The organism is Jeotgalicoccus psychrophilus DSM 19085 (genome assembly GCF_000425845.1).
GTDB classification, from domain to species: Bacteria; Bacillota; Bacilli; order Staphylococcales; family Salinicoccaceae; genus Jeotgalicoccus; species Jeotgalicoccus psychrophilus.
Genome location: NZ_AUEF01000016.1, coordinates 1 through 18,245, shown reverse-complemented (window position 1 = coordinate 18,245; position 18,245 = coordinate 1). Strand labels below are relative to the sequence as shown.

At 35.4% G+C, this 18,245-nt stretch carries 17 protein-coding genes, 3 pseudogenes and 2 riboswitches; of the genes and pseudogenes, 6 read left to right on the top strand and 14 right to left on the bottom strand.

The window, feature by feature from the left end; all coding sequences use genetic code 11:
* Positions 1 to 132: 132 nt before the first annotated feature.
* Positions 133 to 357: a hypothetical protein gene (locus H625_RS0107050; RefSeq protein WP_026859302.1), complete on the bottom strand. Its 225-nt coding sequence runs from the start codon at positions 355 to 357 to the stop codon at positions 133 to 135.
* Positions 358 to 654: 297 nt separating this feature from the next.
* Here H625_RS0107050 and H625_RS0107045 point away from each other — a divergent pair, with 297 nt between their 5' ends.
* Entirely contained in the window at positions 655 to 1,335 is a 681-nt protein-coding gene (locus tag H625_RS0107045) for a TVP38/TMEM64 family protein (protein ID WP_026859301.1), read from the top strand.
* Positions 1,336 to 1,422: 87 nt separating this feature from the next.
* On the opposite strand, the gene H625_RS0107040 is transcribed toward H625_RS0107045, so the two are convergent.
* From H625_RS0107040 to H625_RS0107020, 5 genes are all read right to left on the bottom strand, one after another.
* Positions 1,423 to 3,297: a heavy metal translocating P-type ATPase gene (locus tag H625_RS0107040; protein WP_026859300.1), complete on the bottom strand. Its 1,875-nt coding sequence runs from the start codon at positions 3,295 to 3,297 to the stop codon at positions 1,423 to 1,425.
* Between the two features lie 941 nt (positions 3,298 to 4,238).
* Entirely contained in the window at positions 4,239 to 5,243 is a 1,005-nt protein-coding gene (locus H625_RS0107035) for a HesA/MoeB/ThiF family protein (RefSeq protein ID WP_026859299.1), read from the bottom strand.
* Complete coding sequence (locus H625_RS0107030; RefSeq protein WP_026859298.1) at positions 5,243 to 6,010, bottom strand: thiazole synthase; 768 nt, start codon at positions 6,008 to 6,010, stop codon at positions 5,243 to 5,245. Before H625_RS0107030 ends, H625_RS0107035 begins: the two co-directional genes overlap by 1 nt.
* A gap of 1 nt (position 6,011) precedes the next feature.
* Positions 6,012 to 6,212 (bottom strand): sulfur carrier protein ThiS, encoded by a 201-nt coding sequence (gene thiS / locus H625_RS0107025; protein ID WP_026859297.1) that lies wholly within the window; start codon positions 6,210 to 6,212, stop codon positions 6,012 to 6,014.
* A gap of 95 nt (positions 6,213 to 6,307) precedes the next feature.
* Positions 6,308 to 6,796: a thiamine phosphate synthase gene (locus H625_RS0107020; RefSeq protein ID WP_281170644.1), complete on the bottom strand. Its 489-nt coding sequence runs from the start codon at positions 6,794 to 6,796 to the stop codon at positions 6,308 to 6,310.
* 174 nt (positions 6,797 to 6,970) lie between these two features.
* Positions 6,971 to 7,080, bottom strand: a riboswitch (TPP riboswitch).
* A 234-nt stretch (positions 7,081 to 7,314) separates the two neighbouring features.
* Positions 7,315 to 7,417: riboswitch (TPP riboswitch) on the top strand.
* Between the two features lie 105 nt (positions 7,418 to 7,522).
* Between H625_RS0107020 and H625_RS0107015 the strand changes: the two genes are divergently transcribed.
* The 3 genes from H625_RS0107015 (at position 7,523) to H625_RS0107005 (ending at position 10,004) form a co-directional block, all read left to right on the top strand.
* Positions 7,523 to 8,272 carry a 3-oxoacyl-ACP reductase gene (locus H625_RS0107015; RefSeq protein WP_026859295.1) on the top strand — a complete coding sequence of 250 codons (750 nt, stop codon included), beginning with the start codon at positions 7,523 to 7,525 and terminating at the stop codon, positions 8,270 to 8,272.
* 12 nt (positions 8,273 to 8,284) lie between these two features.
* Positions 8,285 to 9,592 carry an NtaA/DmoA family FMN-dependent monooxygenase gene (locus tag H625_RS0107010; RefSeq protein WP_026859294.1) on the top strand — a complete coding sequence of 436 codons (1,308 nt, stop codon included), beginning with the start codon at positions 8,285 to 8,287 and terminating at the stop codon, positions 9,590 to 9,592.
* 139 nt (positions 9,593 to 9,731) lie between these two features.
* Positions 9,732 to 10,004: a hypothetical protein gene (locus H625_RS0107005; RefSeq protein WP_026859293.1), complete on the top strand. Its 273-nt coding sequence runs from the start codon at positions 9,732 to 9,734 to the stop codon at positions 10,002 to 10,004.
* A gap of 291 nt (positions 10,005 to 10,295) precedes the next feature.
* Here the strand turns inward: H625_RS0107005 and H625_RS14025 are convergent, their stop codons facing one another.
* Entirely contained in the window at positions 10,296 to 10,538 is a 243-nt protein-coding gene (locus tag H625_RS14025) for an NAD(P)-dependent oxidoreductase (protein ID WP_371814672.1), read from the bottom strand.
* A 174-nt stretch (positions 10,539 to 10,712) separates the two neighbouring features.
* Between H625_RS14025 and H625_RS0106995 the strand changes: the two genes are divergently transcribed.
* The gene (locus H625_RS0106995; RefSeq protein WP_026859291.1) at positions 10,713 to 12,518 is read left to right on the top strand and encodes a M3 family oligoendopeptidase; all 1,806 of its coding nucleotides are present in this window, start codon (positions 10,713 to 10,715) and stop codon (positions 12,516 to 12,518) included.
* A gap of 379 nt (positions 12,519 to 12,897) precedes the next feature.
* On the opposite strand, the pseudogene H625_RS13455 reads toward H625_RS0106995, so the two are convergent.
* From H625_RS13455 to H625_RS0106975, 5 genes and pseudogenes are all read right to left on the bottom strand, one after another.
* Positions 12,898 to 13,208 (bottom strand): annotated as a pseudogene (locus tag H625_RS13455) (hypothetical protein).
* A gap of 333 nt (positions 13,209 to 13,541) precedes the next feature.
* Positions 13,542 to 13,907, bottom strand: a complete 366-nt coding sequence (locus H625_RS0106990; protein WP_026859290.1) for a DoxX family protein — start codon at positions 13,905 to 13,907, stop codon at positions 13,542 to 13,544.
* Between the two features lie 9 nt (positions 13,908 to 13,916).
* Positions 13,917 to 14,921 (bottom strand): NADP-dependent oxidoreductase, encoded by a 1,005-nt coding sequence (locus H625_RS0106985; RefSeq protein WP_002483586.1) that lies wholly within the window; start codon positions 14,919 to 14,921, stop codon positions 13,917 to 13,919.
* A 3-nt stretch (positions 14,922 to 14,924) separates the two neighbouring features.
* Complete coding sequence (locus H625_RS0106980) at positions 14,925 to 15,590, bottom strand: SDR family oxidoreductase (protein ID WP_026859289.1); 666 nt, start codon at positions 15,588 to 15,590, stop codon at positions 14,925 to 14,927.
* Positions 15,591 to 15,611: 21 nt separating this feature from the next.
* A complete protein-coding gene (locus H625_RS0106975; RefSeq protein ID WP_026859288.1) occupies positions 15,612 to 16,295 on the bottom strand; it encodes a type 1 glutamine amidotransferase domain-containing protein in 684 nt (227 codons plus the stop codon).
* A gap of 77 nt (positions 16,296 to 16,372) precedes the next feature.
* Between H625_RS0106975 and H625_RS0106970 the strand changes: the two genes are divergently transcribed.
* The gene (locus H625_RS0106970) at positions 16,373 to 16,720 is read left to right on the top strand and encodes a MerR family transcriptional regulator (RefSeq protein WP_026859287.1); all 348 of its coding nucleotides are present in this window, start codon (positions 16,373 to 16,375) and stop codon (positions 16,718 to 16,720) included.
* A gap of 129 nt (positions 16,721 to 16,849) precedes the next feature.
* On the opposite strand, the pseudogene H625_RS13895 reads toward H625_RS0106970, so the two are convergent.
* Both H625_RS13895 and H625_RS13445 read right to left on the bottom strand, forming a co-directional pair.
* A pseudogene (locus tag H625_RS13895) lies at positions 16,850 to 17,145 on the bottom strand (poly(glycerol-phosphate) alpha-glucosyltransferase); the annotation flags it as partial.
* Between the two features lie 206 nt (positions 17,146 to 17,351).
* Positions 17,352 to 18,027 (bottom strand): annotated as a pseudogene (locus H625_RS13445) (IS6 family transposase).
* Between the last annotated feature and the right edge of the window lie 218 nt (positions 18,028 to 18,245).

The window sequence follows — 18,245 nt, the reverse complement described above, 5'->3', positions numbered from 1 at the left end:
GATATAAAGATAATTAACTGTTTCAATTGCTTAAATAAATGAGAAGATTTCAACCTGATTAAGATATTTATTCTTTTAATACAAAAGGCGTGCATCCCTTAAGGAATACACGCCTTTCTGCGTCTCATTTGACTAGATTAATATAACATTATTGAATTCCGCTTTAGTTACTGGTGGGAGATAACGATCAGAACTTATTTGCTCTTCAATTAAAGGCTGTACTTCTGAAGTTCCCCCCTGATTCTCTTCAAGATTATTTGCGGCCATAATAATAAATACAATGAGTAAGGCTATACTGATCAGCATCAAAATGAAAAGTATAATTACAGTCATTTTAGATTTGTTGTTTTCTTTCATAAAAATATCTCCTAGTTTGCTTTGACCTGATTATATCACTCAGTGAATCACCCGGAGGGACTCCATTGTTATTTGTCGAAATTTATTCATAAAATTTCTAGACAAATATAGGTAATTTGGATGACATACTCTCATTAAATATTGTTTGTATCATAAATCTTAGTAAGTGAAAATTTACATTTCCAAATTTATGAAATAAATCTATTCCCTTTTACTAATGACACAGTTAAAGTTAAGGAGAGCCTATAATCCCGAACAACGGAATTTTAATAAAGTAGCCAGGAATGAGGAAATACAATGAGTTTAGAAAAAGATTCTGCAGATGCTTTTTCTCCCCGTTCAATAATTTCCCTATTAGCTTTAGTAGTATTCATAGGCATATTGATATGGTTAGGGTTTAATGTAAATGTTCCAGAACCTGAAGTTTTAAGAGAGATTATTCAAGGTTACGGCTGGGCAGGCTGGTTGATTTTTATCGGTATTACAGCCTTAATTGCCATTACACCGATTCCTGTCACCATACCAGCTTTAGTCGCAGGTTCTCTATACGGTGTTATAGCTGGCAGCTTGTTCTCCTTCACAGGTATATTGATTGGCTCGTGGATTGGGTACTGGTTAGCCAGATTTACCGGTCAAGACCTGACATTTAAACTCCTTGGCCGTCATGGACCAACGGTTGAAAAGTATTTGAGTAACGCAGGCTTCTTAGCCATGTGTACAGCGAGACTAATGCCAGGCTTACCATATTGGCCAGTCAATTACGGTGCAGGTGCCTTAGGTGTCAGTCAGTCCGCCTTTTTGTCAGCAACCTTTATCGCTTCCATACCGGGACAAATCTCACTCGTTGCACTTGGCGCTTTCGCTGTTAATCAGTCGCTCTTTAACGGAATCATCCTGGTTGTTGCTTGGATTACGGTACTCGCATCCACCTTCATCTCCTACCGTTATTGGCGAAATACCCGCAGCGAAAATAATTAATTAAGGTCGAAATCAGTAGTAGTGAAAAACCCCTAAGTTACTACCTATCTGAGACAGTAACTTAGGGGTTTTTGCTATTTTATATAATTAGTTTGTTTCATATGCTATTTCTGTAGTCTTTGATACATTTTTATCTTTACCTGATCGAAGCAGACGCAGTCCATTTAGTATGACTAGTATTGTAGAGCCTTCATGAAATAAAACGGCGGTTGGTAAATTGAGTAAACCAAAAATATTTAAAGTGACTAGTATTAAAATAACACTGATTGAAAACGTAATATTTCCAAGAATAATCCTATTTAATCTGCGGCTTAATTTAAAACTATAGAATAGTTTTTGCAGATTATTTTTTACAATTACGACATCGGAAGATTCCATTGCAACTGAAGAACCACTCCCCATCGCTATGCCTATATTTGCATTTGCAAGGGCAGGTGCATCGTTAATTCCATCACCAATCATTCCTACAATATGTTCTTTGTTTTGACTTTCATTCACATGTCTAACTTTATCTTCTGGGAGACTTGAAGCGTAGAATGTTGAAATTCCGACTTCATCCGCAACTTTCTTCCCGACAGTTTCATTATCACCAGTTAGAAGGATAACTTCCACTCCTGCTTTTTGAAAACTATCGACAGCTTGAACAGATTCACTGCGCACCTGATCAGCAAGAGAAAAGTATCCAATAATATTCTGGTTTTTTCCAACGAAAATATTTGTATTGCCGTCTATCATTTTAGCAGTGTAATCAAAAGGGTCTTTGAAATCTTTAAATGCGTCCGGTTTCCCGACGATAATGTCGCCTTTTTTCATACCTGAACCGACAATTTCTTCAACTGGCTCTGTCTGGTCAACACTCTCAAGATTCAAAGACGCAAATTTTTTAACAATCGCTTCAGCAATCGGATGACTTGAATGTTGCTCAATCGAAACGACTTCTTTTAAAATTTCTTCATCAGCTACATAGTCAATGACTTTAAAATCTCCATATGTGAGGGTCCCGGTTTTATCACTAAATAGAATATCCATTGTACTCAGAGTCTCCATAGCAGCACCGCCTTTAAACAGAATGCCATTTCGAGCACCATTGCTTATCGCACTCAAAGTCGCAGGTGTTGCAGATGCAACGAGCGCACATGGGCTAGCTACTGTCAGCATCACCATTCCTCTATAAAATGATTCACTAAATGATAAGTCGACAAATGTATAGAGTATTACGATAAAAATTGGAACACCGATTAATACAGAAATAACATATTTTGATTCAATACGATCGATAATTTTTGATACTTTAGAAGGTCTATTTTGAGCCTCTTCTACCATACGTATAATATTTGAAAATACAGTTTCATCACTTGTTTTACTTACCTTTAGATTAAAAGAGTTTCCTTCATTTATCGTTCCTGCGAAAACTTCTGAATTACTTTCTTTCACAACAGGAACCGATTCCCCGGTTAGAGCAGATTCGTTCACAAAAGACTTACGATCAATATGTCCATCGATAGGAATTTGTTCTCCTTTCGAGACTAAAACGATATTACCTTTAATCAATTCCTCAGTAGGGATTTCTGTAACTTCACCATTATTAACCAAGCGTGCCGTTGAAGGAATATGTGACATTAATTCCGATATTGCTGTTGTAGATTTTTTCGTCGCATAATTTTCCAGAACTTCAGCACCCGCAAAAATAAGTAAGAGTAATGCACCTTCCGACTCATAATTAATAATTACAGCACCAATCGCAGCTAATATCATTAACAAGTCAACATTCGGAGACTTTTCTTTGATCGTTTCAGTCACTGCATTTTTTGCAGCAAAGAATCCCAAGAAGAAAATCGCGATATAGAATGAAATACTGTTGTCGATATTTGTAAATAAATTGAGCGAAAAACCAATAAGTATAAACAGAATACCTAATACCAGAAATTGACCGGCACGATTGCTAAACAGATATTTAAACATACACACGACCTCTTTCACATTACTTAATATATTTCCAGCAAGCACTCTAATTATTATTGTTTGTAAGTCCATTATACAACAATATAAATTTAAAAACACTTCTTAATTATAATGATTATAATTAAGAAGGATTAATAGGTGTTATTATTGCTTTTAGGAATCCGAACGTTATATTACTGATTCTCAATATCTAAAAGAGTTAGATTCACCGGGACAAACTGTGAACAAAGAGACGGTAGATTCATTGGTCAAGAAATTGATGACTTCCGAAGGACAGATAATGGAATAAGATTTTAAGAGAGAATATTGTATTGAATGGCTTTTAACTTTTATACGAGTACCATCAGGAAAATATGTATTTACAACGCTAAGATTATTACTTACGATAACTCTCAAGTTTTCACATATGTGTATTGTGTCTTAACACAAAGTCTTTGTATTATAATAAATAGATAGATAACTTTGAACAAAATTTATAAACGTTGGTATTTCAATGTTTATAGGGTTTTTCTATTTTACATATATGATTTAAATATAATTTATAACTCAAAAATCGTTATAATTTGAGTTAAGTATAGTGGTAAGATTATGACGTTAAAAGGAATACAATATTTACCACCAGAAGTATCTAAAGTATACGTAAACTACGCTCTTCTACACATCCTAAGATAAGTGAGCACATTCAAGCAGCATAGTCTTTTGCATGCTATCCTGCTTCTCTTTTACTTATTCTATTTATGATAACTCCCAGCTTATCACTTTATGATGCGGTTTTCTCTTAACGTTCCACCGAAATTTGTAATAAATAATTCCTTCTGATTACCGTATCTTCACCTAATTCAACACCCTATAGAAATAACTGATGCCTTTTTAATTCTTTGTCTAGTATTTATAAAGCAACATAAAAAACTCATCTATTTGAGATAGTTCACACTATATTTTTATACAGGATATTCACTCAGTTTCTCAATCATTTCATGATATAAAGCATTTGCTTCTTCTTTTCGAGAGATGCCATGAACATTCATTCTGCCATCTTTAAATAAGGTCAGCTTATATTTTTTATAAGTCAATAACTTAACAAATGCACTTGCCCTGATAGTTTTACCGGGCAGCTCCTGATTGAAAACCGATTCGTCGAACCTGAGTGTATATACACTTCCGCAATTAGATTGTACAGTGGCCAGCATATTTTTATTCAACTGTTCATATACCCGATTCTTACAGACCACACAGTCTTCATTCTTTAATTCATCTATATTTATCGTTTGAAAGCCGATTTTAAAAGTATCTACAGTAATGAGCTGCTTGGAAAAACCTTTTCCTGATAAATAACGAATGACTTCAGAAACTTCCATACTGGCAATGAGGGAAATCACAGGAGGAAGTACACCGTTGATTGCACAGCTTTCCCCTGTGGATGGCAGAGTTTCCATCAAACACTTTAAACAAGGTCCTTTAAAATCAATCCCATACACACTTCCCTTACTGCCTACAGCGGCACCATATACCCAGGGGATATCAAGCTTATGACAGGCTTCATTAATCAGAAAGCGAATTTCAAAATGGTCCATACTGTCAATTACAATATCCGGCTGATACTTTCTTAAGATTGCGGAGATGTTACTGGAATTCAATTCTGCATTGATCGGTACAATCTCAACATTACGGTTTATCTGACACAATTTTTCTTTGGCAGCATTAACTTTCAGCGTCATATCTTCTGCATCTTTTTCAGTATATAAAGCCTGACGATGCAGGTTGGTCATTTCAACAATATCCATATCGATGATGATGAGTTTACCTGCACCCATACGCACAAGCATTTCAGAAACGTGTGTTCCAAGTGCACCGGCGCCCATCACCATCAGTGTGGCTGACATCAGATTTTTTTGACTATTCTCTCCAAATTCATTAAACTTCATTTGTCTGTCGTATCTCTCCATTAAAGAAACTCCAGTCCTTCAGCGGGACTTGAGGCCTGTGCAGAATACCTAACCGGAATACGTCCTGCATCATAACCCAGTACCCCTGCATCAATTGAAAGCTTCATCGCTTCTGCCATTTTAACCGGGTCTTTGGCATTCGATACAGCGGTGTTTAATAATACCGCATCTGCACCTAGCTCCATAGCATAGCACGCATCTTTGGGTGAACCGATTCCTGCATCCACAATAACAGGGATGCTGGATTGTTCTACAATATATCTTAAATTCAATGGATTATTAATACCGCGTCCCGTACCTATAGGAGAAGCGAGCGGCATAATCGCATGAACACCGAGTCTTTCGAGTCTTTTTGCAAGCACGACATCGTTTGAAATATATGGACAGACTGTATAACCTTTGTCCAGCAGTATTTGACACGCTTCGTATGTCGCAATTGGGTCAGGCAGTAATGTCTTATCATCACCAATAATCTCAACTTTAATCATGTCACAGACACCCGCATGTTTTGCGATTTCTGCGATGCGTATAGTTTCTTCCACTGTTTTCGCCCCTGCTGTATTCGGAAATGTCGTGTATTTTCTTAAATCAATATTTGCCAGCGGGTTGGGCAGGTCTTTATCAAATAAGTTCATACGTCTGACAGCGAAAGTCAGCACTTCTGTACCTGACGCTTCAATTGCTGCGGCCTGTATTTTCTCATCTGAGAACTTTCCAGTACCTAAAAATAGTCTTGAGTTAAATTTTAAATCCCCAATTTCTAACATATTATCCGCCTCCTACAAATTCTAATAATTCAAGTCGATCATTATTTTTCACTGCTTGTTGTTTAAATACACTTTTTTTAATCAATTCCCCATTGTGTTCCACTACAATACGATTATCATCTACATCCAGGTGGTCCAGCAGGGTAGCTATGGTAATATCCTTTTCAAAATAATGGAGTTCTCCGTTAACGGTGCACTGCATATTGTTTCATCCTTTCAAATGATAGATTTTTAAGTACTGCGACAGCTGGGAAATGTATTAACCACATTATAATGTCTAAGCAATGTAGCATTTGCTTACATAAAATTTAATATTTGCCATTCTTCTTTTAATCTGGTGATTTGATTGGGTGATGCATCCATAAGTGCAGAAATTGCCGAGATACCACTGAAACCTGCCGGTAATTGATTGATAGTTGTTGAATTGATACCTCCAAGTGCAACGACAGGAATATCATAAGACAGTGCATCACGTACTTCTTGATGTGTACGCGGCGGCAAAGATTTCTTTGAACTCGATTCAAATATATGGCCGTATAATACAAAGTCGAGATGATTGTCCTGTGCTTTCTTGACAGATTCAGGTAAATGAGCAGACATGCTGACTGAAATATCCGGATGTTCTTTTTTATACGTTAATGCAGTTGGATCGTTTTCTCTAAAGTGGATGGCAGTTAAACGAAAAGATTCCAGCAATTTAGTCGAAGTATGAATGATGATTTTTTCTTTGGGAAAACCTGAATGAATAAGCTGACAAAGGAACGATGATAACTCGTTGTCGGACATGGGTGTACGAAGTAAAAGATAATCGATACAGGATGAAATCGTATTGAAATGAATAATATCCTTGGAAATTAATATCTTAAAATGTGTAATTGCAATAAGCATTATGTCACCCCTTAACATAAAAAAAAGCGCTGTTTTTCTATATAGAAAAACAGCGCAAGTATGTATCAACATATATTACTTTCGCCACTTTCCTACGCCAGTATGAACTGTATCAGGTTCCCGGAATCCCAAAGTCTACACTTTAATCTCAGCCTTTTTCAAAGACACTTCCAGTGGTCTTAACTATTTAATTTTCCAATCAATAACCTCAAGTTACTCTAAAAAGTTAAATATTGCAAATAAAATTAGATTTTAATTATGCTGATAACTACCTTTTAACATTCACTCAATCATATAAAAACTAGAAAGCAGTACAGTTACAGAATTGAATTTGAATTGCGTTTGTTCCAATTCAAATAATTTGTGGTTTACTTGACGTATCTTTGTAAAGTACTACAATGATGTTAAATAGAATAGATTCGCACTAGGGGTGTTTATATAAACTGAGATGAGGGAAACCTCAGACCCTTTGAACCTGATCTAGTTAAAACTAGCGTAGGAAAGTGTTACATCGATACAGTTGTATATCTATGTCTTTGTGGACATATAATTTACTCTCGATACGTAACTTTCCTATGAAGGTTGCGTATTTTTTTATTTTAAAAAATTATAGGAGTGATTTATTTGACAAGAACAGTTTTAGTAACGGGAAGCGGAAGAGGACTTGGTAGCTATATCGTAAAAGCACTGAGTGAAAAAGGCTTTAATGTCATAATTAACTACAACAAAAGTAAGGAAGAAGCAGAGAAGTTACAAAAAGAAATTGGCGCACAAGCGATTGCGATTCAAGCGGACATTACAGACCGTGAAGCAGTTGAACAATTAGTAAAAAAAGGAACTGAACATTTCGGCCAGATTGATGTTGTTGTAAACAATGCACTCGTTAACTTTAAATTTGATCCAACCGCTCAAAAAGCATTTAAAGATTTGACTTATAAAGATTACGAGCAACAGTTAGACGGGACACTAAAAGCTGCATTCAACGTATCACAAAGTGTAATACCACAGTTTTTAGAACGTAAAGACGGTGCAATTATTAGTATTGGAACGAATCTATATCAAAATCCTGTAGTACCATATCACGAGTACACCACTGCAAAAGCTGCTTTAATTGGGTTCACCAGAAACGTTGCAGCAGAACTTGGACAGTATGGTATCCGTGCAAATGTTGTTTCTGGCGGTTTACTGAAAACAACAGACGCAAGTGCAGTCACAACACCAGAAGTATTTGATTTAATCGCACAGTCCACACCATTGAGAAAAGTAACAACACCACAAGACGTTGCTAATATGGTTGTTTATCTTTGTTCTGAGGCAGCAGATGGGATTACAGGGCAAAACATCACGGTAGACGGCGGACTTACTATGAACTAGGCGGTATATATTATGAATAATTCTAAACAGTTAAATATAGGAATTTTAATGTATGGTGTGGGTCATCATCAGGCAGCATGGTTAGAAGATGATTCGAGTGTCAATGAATTCACGACAATTGAATATTATGAAAATCTGGCAAAAATTGCAGAACGCGGAAAATTTGATGCCGTATTTTTCGCAGATTCACAAGCCTTCCCCGCAGATAGTGCAACAGAATTACCAGCGAGTTATTTTGACCCAGTTGTTGCATTAACTGCTATGAGTAAGGTCACAGATAACGTTGGACTTGTTTCAACTATTTCAGGTACATTTAATAACCCATTTACCACAGCAAGACAGTTACTCACACTGCAACACATAACAAAAGGACGCATGGGATGGAATCTAGTGACATCAATGACCGACCGCGAAGCACAAAACCACAGTATATCTAAATTACCTGAGCGAGCCGTTCGTTATAAGAAAGCGGATGAATTTGCTGAAGTCATGAATAAATTATTTGAATCGTGGTCAATTGAAAGCTACAATCCAGAGAAAGAAAATAACACAATTACTAAAAATAAAAATATTCAGCCATTCAATCACAATGGTGAAAACTTCCAAGTTAAAGGGCCGCTAACTTTACCTTTAAGAAAAGAGGGTAAACCAGTTGCTATGCAAGCTGGGGCTTCAAAAGAAGGTGTTGCACTTGCTGCGAAATATGCTGATGCCGTCTATTCAGTTTCTTGGAACTTAAGACAAGCAAATATTTATCGTGAAAAATTAAATCAAGCCATAAAAGAAAGCCTTCGTCCAAACAACTATATCAAAGTATTTCCAGGACTAGTGACTTACGTGGGTAAAACAAGAGAAGAAGCGCAAGAAAAGAAAGCAAAATTAGACAATCTACTTCCAATTGATACTGCACTTAATCAGCTCGAATTCTTTATTCAGCAAGATACAAAATCATGGAAACTCGACGAAAAAGTACCAAAATTGCCACCCGTCGAAGAATTCAAAGGACCTGTTGGACGTTATCAAACTGTTTTAGAAATTATAGAAGACAGAAATCCTACAGTCAGAGAATTACTCGGTTATCTTAACGCTGGAGGTGGACATTTAACCCTCATTGGCACACCTGAAGAAATTGTCGACGAATTAGAAAGATGGATGAATGAAGGTGTCGCAGATGGATTTAACTTGATGCCTCCAACACTCCCAGGAAGTCTTGAAGACTTTGTCGACTTAGTCATTCCGGAAATGCAAAAACGCGGCATTTTTAGAAGAGATTATAACGGTGAAACGTTTAGAGAAATGCTGGAACTCGATAAATATTAAGCTGCATGATTCCTAGGTACACCTCAATTTTACGTTGTGTTTTTATATTGTGGCTGGAACATAAATATCTCCAGAAAAAATAATAACTTTTGAGAACGTATGTCCCCGAGCCCCAAGAGCGAAGGTTATAAAGGCTGAATTGCTTATTGATAACCCGGTAAAAGAGGATGAAGTCAAAACTCACAAAAAAACATTAACAGCTGAGACTCAGGTTTTCGCTTATATAAATCATTTTGCGGCAGACAGAGAAAATTTAATTATTCATTCCAATGTCAAAAAAGAAATCAGGGTTCAGAAAGTGAATAATTATATAATAGTATATTTGTTAATAGGTATAGCTTTCGGCCTTTTAGAAGTTTATTTTGTTAAAAACAAACAGATGAATAAATGGATTTACCAAGCATTATTTTGATAGCTTCTACAGCTCTATCTATACCATTTAGTGTCACTCACTTTTGGTGCTAGTTTAATCCTATTTCAAGTTGTAGTACTTATGGGATTATATATAGAGGATTTGATAAATAAAAATAGAGAAAGTGATAAGATGAAATTTAAAGACTTATAATTCGAGAAATTTCATTGTATCTTGATACTTAACTCACCGTTCTAACAATTTAGGGCGGTGAGTTTATAACAAGTTTTCTTGTCATAATCAAATCTAGTTCCTGAATCACTTATGATACACTTCTAGTTATCCTCCAAACTAGTGAATGAACAAATTATACAGGTTGAATTTATATAAAGTAAGTTTGTCTATATTATATTCGACTATAGACGTAAAACATTTTCCAATATATAGCGTTAAGACTACATTCTCCATGCCAATTAAATTACGATTCATCTTTGACTCTTCATGGACATCAATCGCAGAACTTTTAATTTTCCTCTTTCTAAGCACTTCAACAAGAGTCATCTCATCTACAATCCTAACTCTTGCTGTGTTAATTAAAATCGCTTTTTCTCATTAGTTTAAATTCTACAAATATTGCTCTTATTTTTATCGTTAGCATAGGTGCATGCTCGGACTATTAATGTATATCAGCGTGATTAATGTTTCTCTACATTCATTTCCTGTATGATAAAAATAAATACAGTTTTAATTTAGAGAGGAAGGTAATTGATGAACTACAAAGAAAAATGGGATATGGAGAGTATATTTCCTGGTGGAAGTGGCTCTGAAGCTTTCCAAAAACGATTATCAGAAGTAAGAAATAGTATTACAGCTTTTTCTCACGAACTCGATAATTGGGAGCTGGACGAACATTCAAATGATTTTACGTCACTGAAAGGAATCTTACAACACTATGAAAAAATTTCAAACGCGCTTGGTGAGATGGGGAGTTTTGCGAATGGTTTAGTATCTGCAGATGTTACCGATCAAAAAGCAATGCAGAATTTAAATGCGATTGCGAACTTACGTAAAGACCTCTCATCACAGAATATTATTTTAAATAAAAAGATCAGTGCACTGACTGAAGTTCAATTTAGCAAGCTGTTAGAGGAAGATTTCTTTAAACCGATGCATTTCCCGTTAGAAGAAATACGACAAAAAGAAAAAGATTTACTATCAACTCAAGAAGAAACAATCATCAATCATTTGTCACTAGACGGCTTACAGGGCTGGAATAATATGTACAATCAACTCGTCGCTTCTATTCAAATTCCAGTAACTGAAGATAATGAAACCGTTTATTATTCAGCCGGTCAATTTGAAAACAAGATGGAGTCAGAAGAAAATCCAAAACATCGTGAAAAACTTTTAAAAACTTGGGAAGAAACATGGAAGAAAAAAGCTGATTTATTCTCTACAACGCTAAATCATTTATCAGGATTCCGTTTAAACGACTATGAACTTCACGACTATAAAGATTATATGAAAGTACCACTAGACTACAACCGTATGGAAGAAGAAACACTTGATACGATGTGGGATACTATTACAAAAAATAAAGCACCTTTCAAAAAGTACTTTGAACGAAAGGCGCAACTAATTGGTGTTGATCAATTAGGATGGCTCGATGTTACAGCAAGTGTTGACGTAGGTGATTACACTAACAAGCGGTATACTTACAATGAAGCAGCAACGTTTATTATCGATAACTTTAAATCATTCAGTCCAAAAATGGCAGAGATGGCACATCGAGCTTTTGAAGAGCAGTGGATTGAAGCGGAAGATCGTCCAGGAAAACGTCCAGGTGGATACTGTTCAAATCTTCCTGAATCTAAACAGTCACGTATTTTTATGACGTTTGCCGGTAGCACAAGCAACGTGTCAACACTCGCACATGAACTCGGACACGCATTCCATAGTTATGTCCTGCGTGATTTACCACTATTTAACCAACGTTACGCAATGAACGTTGCAGAAACAGCTTCTACATTTGCAGAACTTGTCGTTTCAAACGCAACGATTGAAAATGCAAGATCCAATGCAGAAAAAATCAACTTACTAGATGAAAAAATTGCTAGAAGTGCGACTTTTATGATGAATATCCATGCACGCTATATCTTTGAACGCAATTTATATAATGAACGCCAACAGGGAACTGTAGACAGCAACAGACTGCAAGAACTGATGGAAGAAGCACAAAAAGAAGCCTATCAAGATGCACTTCGTTCATACCATCCAATGTTCTGGGCAACAAAGTTACATTTTCATATTACAGGTGTACCATTCTATAACTTCCCCTATACATTTGGATACTTTTTCAGCTTAGGTATATACAACCGTTTCTTAGAAGACGAAACGTTACTTGAAGATGACTATATTGCACTTCTTCGCGATACTGCGAGCATGACTACAGAAGACCTTGCTGAAAAGCACTTAAATGTTGACCTGAGAAAACCAGACTTCTGGCAAGAAGCACTGGATTCAGTGCATAAAGATATTGAAGAATTTTTAGAACTAACAGAATCACATGTTTAATTTATAAATGATAAGCCCATCTATAAGCTGACACCATGAATTTAAAAAAATAATTTTAGATGACTTCTAAGGTTTGAGTTCGGTAGAATACCGAGCTCAAACCTTATATATATCATGATAATATTATTAAATAGTTATATTTTATCTATTTATGATAATTTTCAAATTATCATAAATAATTTTCGGAAACACGCACTAACGATGATACGCTTCTACGTATCGTTTAATGATGCGGTTTCTTTTTTATATTGTTTTATCGTCAATCTTAATCATGTAAATTAACTTTTGAATTAAATGCAGTATAAATTAATTTATGTAGCGAGACTACGAATTCAAAATGATTTTTATCCCACTTCTCATACATGCTTAGTATCCCATTTTATTCACTAATGATTTGTCCTTTGATGACATAATCCTTTTGGTTAACATAAAATCTCACCTCTTTATTTCCAATTTTATACATATATTCTTTGACTCAGGCTGATGTAGATGTATACTTTGGTTCACCTTAATGATTCAATAATTTTTTTGCTCACTGACTTACCATCTAATAAGAAGAAAATTACTTTGATTTTCTGTATAACCACTGTAACTATAATAAGGTTTCACAGATTCTTGCGCATGTGCTTGAGTGATATTAAATAATTCGGGCGTTACGAAAAAGCCCAAAACTAAACTACTAGCTAAAATAAAGTTAGAAACTTTTTTATAAAAACCCTCTTCATATTTGTCTTATAGGTCCCGTTATTACATTAATGTCACAATGTTGCGATAGCATCACATGATAAAATACATTTTTTATGTTTTCTTACAATCATACACGCAAATTAACTTATGCTTTTCTTAATTTAGAAGCTTATCACTATAGAAAAATTTAAAAGTAAATGTCTGATATGAGTATATTTAAACAAAGAGCACATAAGCGTTGTCAAGGGAATCATTTGATATACGTCGATTTTAAGTATAAATATTAAAAAATCGCCTGGAACAAAAGTAATGTTCCAGGCGTGGCTATGATAAGTCTTATAATAGTTTCGCAAGTGCGACCATGACAAATTGTAATGGTAAACGAATGACATGCTGCTTAACACTATCTGTTTCATCTCTTTCATCTTTGTAAGAGATGTTCTTACGTGCAGCGTAAATATTTGCAGGAAATACGAGCCAAAGGAATCCTTGTACTACTTTTCTTACGCGTGATCTATTTTTAGCAACGAGTACATAAAAAGCAATTATAAATTCTAATTTGCCCGAATACTTAACTATTGCGTGTTTGAAAGGCAAATAGGACGGTACGATTTTTAAAAACATATCTTTATTTTTAAAGTGTGCAACACCACTTTTATAAAACAGTAAACTAAATATGAATTTTACGATGATATGTTTCATAGTCTTCACCTATTCTTCAGCGACTTTGACAACTTGTTTACCAAAATTCTCTCCTGTGAATAACTTTCTAAATGCAGAAGGTAAATTGTCAAAACCTTCATCTATCGTCACTTCAAATTTAATTTTACCTTCAGACACCCATTGTGCGAGTTGTTCGCTTGCTTCTTTAAAATGATCAGCGAATTGTGCTACTACAAAACCTTGCATCAATGCTTGATTTTTAATCAACGTTCCTTGGATACGTGGTCCAATATCGTCTTTTTCATTATTATATGCTGAAATTGCACCACATACCGGAACGCGTGCAAATCGATTTAAGTGTTTAAACACTTCATCAGAAATTGCGCCGCCTACATTTTCAAAATACACATCAATACCATCTGGTACAGCCGCTTCAAGTTGTTGTGCGAAATCATCTTGTTTATAGTCAATGGCCGCATCAAATCCTAATTCATCTGTTAAATATGTTGTTTTCTGCTTACCACCAGCAATACCGACAACTTTTGCACCTTTAATCTTAGCAATTTGTCCTACGACAGAGCCTACTGCACCTGATGCAGCTGACACGACAACCGTCTCGCCAGATTGTGGTTGACCAATTTGAAGCAATCCTGTATAGGCCGTCATTCCCGGCATGCCTAAAACACTCAAATATAAATGTAATGGTACATCTTTTGATGGCACAGGGGTCACATCGTCTCCATTCACTGTATTTATCTTTTTCCATGGTAATATGCCTGTGACATAATCGCCGACAGATAGACGTTCATCGTTCGATTGTGTGACTTTTCCAACAATATGACCTTGTAATGGCTCATTCACTTGGAAAGGTTGAACATAACTTTTTGTATCATTCATTCTGCCTCTCATGTAAGGATCTACAGATACATAAATGGATTCTACTTGAACCTCACCTGCATGTGGTTCTCGAGTTTCTATTGTTTCAAATCTAAATACATCGTCTTGAGGGATACTTTGTGGTCGTTTTGCAAGTACAACTTGTTGATTATTCATTTATTATTCCTCCAGATATTTAGTCGTAGCGTCTGATAATGACAAATCACCATTGATGATTTGGAATTCGTGACCTTGTAATGCTTCCTCAGTTAATACAGAAACAAGCACTTCTGCTACATCTTCTCTTGTAATAGACGGATTTTGTATATTTTCAAATTGCGCACTTATATTGAATTGTTGCGTTTCATGTTCGTTTGTTAAAGCGCCTGGATGCACAATGGTATATTTTAAATTTGCATGTCTTAAGTAGTCATCCGCATAATGCTTAGCAATGTTATATGGTTTCAAGTCGCCTGACGCATCAAACGCTTCTCGACGTGAGTCGTACGTTGATACCATAACAAAATGTTGACGACCGACGTGTTCACTTGCTTTAATTGCTTTCACTGCACCGTCTAAATCTACTATGATTGTTTGATCGTGACCTGTACTTCCACCAGAACCGACGGAAAAAAGGATTTGATCATACGGTTTAAATAATTCTATTAATTCATCAATAGATTGTTTTGCAACATCAATGTAAGTTGCATCAATACCATCTGCTTTTAAAACTTCAACTTGTTCTTCTTTTCTAACACCGGCAGTGAAGTCAACGTTTCGTGCTTTGAGTTTGCGTACGAGATGTTGACCAACGCCACCATGAGCGCCAATTATTAATGATTTCATGTGTATCGCTCCTCTTTAAAATTATTGATTAGCTAAGATTTTTAAAACATGTTCAGCAACTGCATGTCCTGATTGAGGATTTTGACCAGTGACAATGCGACCATCTACGACTGCGAAATTACTCCAGTCATCCTCTTTTCTAAAATGTGCACCGTTACTAATAAATTCGTCTTCTAATAAATATGGCATGTATTCAGTTGTACCATTTGCTTGTTCTTCACTATTTGTAAAACCAGTCACGTCTTTATGACGAACGAGGTAATCGCCATTTTCTTTAATGTCGAGTAGACCAGCCGCACCATGACATACAGAAGAGAGAACGCCTTGGTTATTGTAAATACTTAACGCAATGTCGTTAAGATCTTTGTTATTTCTTAAATCCCAAATCGCACCATGTCCACCTGCAAAGTAAATGGCTTGATAGTCGCTAGGATTAACCTCTTTTGGAGATAACGTTTGTCCAAATTGATTCATATAATCGTGATCCGTATAATATTTCCAGTCCTCAACACTCATCATTTCAGGGCTAAGACTGACAGGATCAATAGGTACATATCCACCGTTCGGACTTACGAAATCAACATCATAACCTGCATCATAGAAGTCTTTCGCAAAATGCGTAACCTCTGAGAACCACGCACCTGTAGGTCTGTCTAAATTATCGTATTTCGCAATGTTTGTTACAACAATTAAAGCTTTTTTCATTGTATTTCCTCCTCATTCATGTTTATATAGAGTACAATATCAGTTAAACCTTGGTTTAAGAGAAAGGATATGCTTACATGAAACAATATTACATTGAATATGTCTCTGATTATTGCAATATACCTAAAAGCAAACTGCGTTATTACGAGAAAAAGAGTATCTTGAAACACATCGACAGAGATAGCAATAACAAGCGCTTATACACAGACGACGATATCGAAATGATTAAATTTATCCAGTGCCTAAGCAATTTGAATATGCCATTAAAAGAAATCCGAAAAAACACAGACATGCTTTATCAAAACCAAATAGATGTCCCAAGCGTGTTACGCGCACACCTAGAATTCTTGAATGAACAACGGAATTTGATTAGTAAACATATCGACTTAATTGAACAAGAATTACAAACTGCTATGACCGAGTGACGAAGGAAAAGGGATGTGTGCATTAAAAGAACGATGAGAAGAATACGGAGGGATAGTGAATGAATAAGCATAAGGAAATTGTAGATTTTAAAGGTGGAGTGCGTAGATAAAGGGCGATAGGTGGATAGGCAAAGCTGGAATGAATTTTTCTTCATCTACATAAGTTTCAATAAGTTCAGTATAGCCTGTCTTTTTTGCTTTTTCTACTAATAATAAGTCGCCATTAACATTTCTAAAAATGTTGGTAATGACGTTTCCCTTTGTTGCATATAATCTAAATAACTGGATACGGTCTGAATGCCAAATTTATAATATTTCTCTTGTGGGGCAATTTGTATCAATTCATTTGTACAATATCCTAACCAGTGATCATGATATTTCCAGTATTTTTTCTCTATAAACATTTCAAATAACATTTTGACAGTATTAAACAATTATATTCTTAGCTATCTCACAAACATTTTTTTATATATAAAATTTTTGTTTTTCCCTATTAAAGTCTTCTGACAATGAAACTTTTAACAAATTAGGGAATATACTTAATAAAAACAGTCCTATTCGTACCGTAAAGGGTTCTGTTGCAAAGTTGAAAAATAAATGTCTAATCTCAATTTTAAAATAATACTTTGTGTTAACTTGTTAGCATGATGCTAATTTCATGGCATGGCGAAAATCCGTAGATCTGAAGAGACCTGCGGTTCTTTTTATATAGACCGTAAATATATTCAATACCTTTTAAAGTATTCTTTGCCGTATTGATACTTTGATATCTTGTCTTTCTTACTTTAATATGACGGTGATCTTGCTCAATGAGGTTATTCAGATATTTCGGTGTACAATGACAGTCTGGATTCAGTTTAAACGCTTTAATTACTTTAACCATTGCTACCTTCGTTGAAGGTGCCTGATCTGTAATCACCTTTTGAGGTTTACTAAACTGTTTAATGAGACGTTTGATAAATGCATATGCTGCATGATTATCTCGTTGCTTACGCAATCAAATATCGAATGTATGTCACTCTGCATCAATGGCACGATATAAATAGCTCCATTTTCCTTTTAGTTTGATGTATGTCTCATCAATACGCCACTTATAATAGGCTTTTTTATGCTTTTTCTTCCAAATCTGATACAAAATTGGGGCATATTCTTGAACCCAACGGTAGACCGTTGAATGATGAACGTTTACATCACGTTCCCTTAATAATTCAGATATATCACGATAACTCAAATGCATATCTTAGATAGTAGCCAACGGCTACAGTGATAACATCTTTACTGAATTGTTTATATCTGAAATAGTTCATACAGAAGACTCCTTTTTAGTAAAATTTTACTATAAATTCAACTTTGCAACAGAACCCTATTTCACTTGTCATTGTTAATCACTTCTGATTTCCAAATAAATTAAAGGACTCTAATGTCTGATTAACTTTTTCAAGAAAAAACCTCATCACTTATGATAACTCTCTGGTTACCACATGTGCGTATTGTGTCTTAACACGCACTACTTGTGATAAGCTTC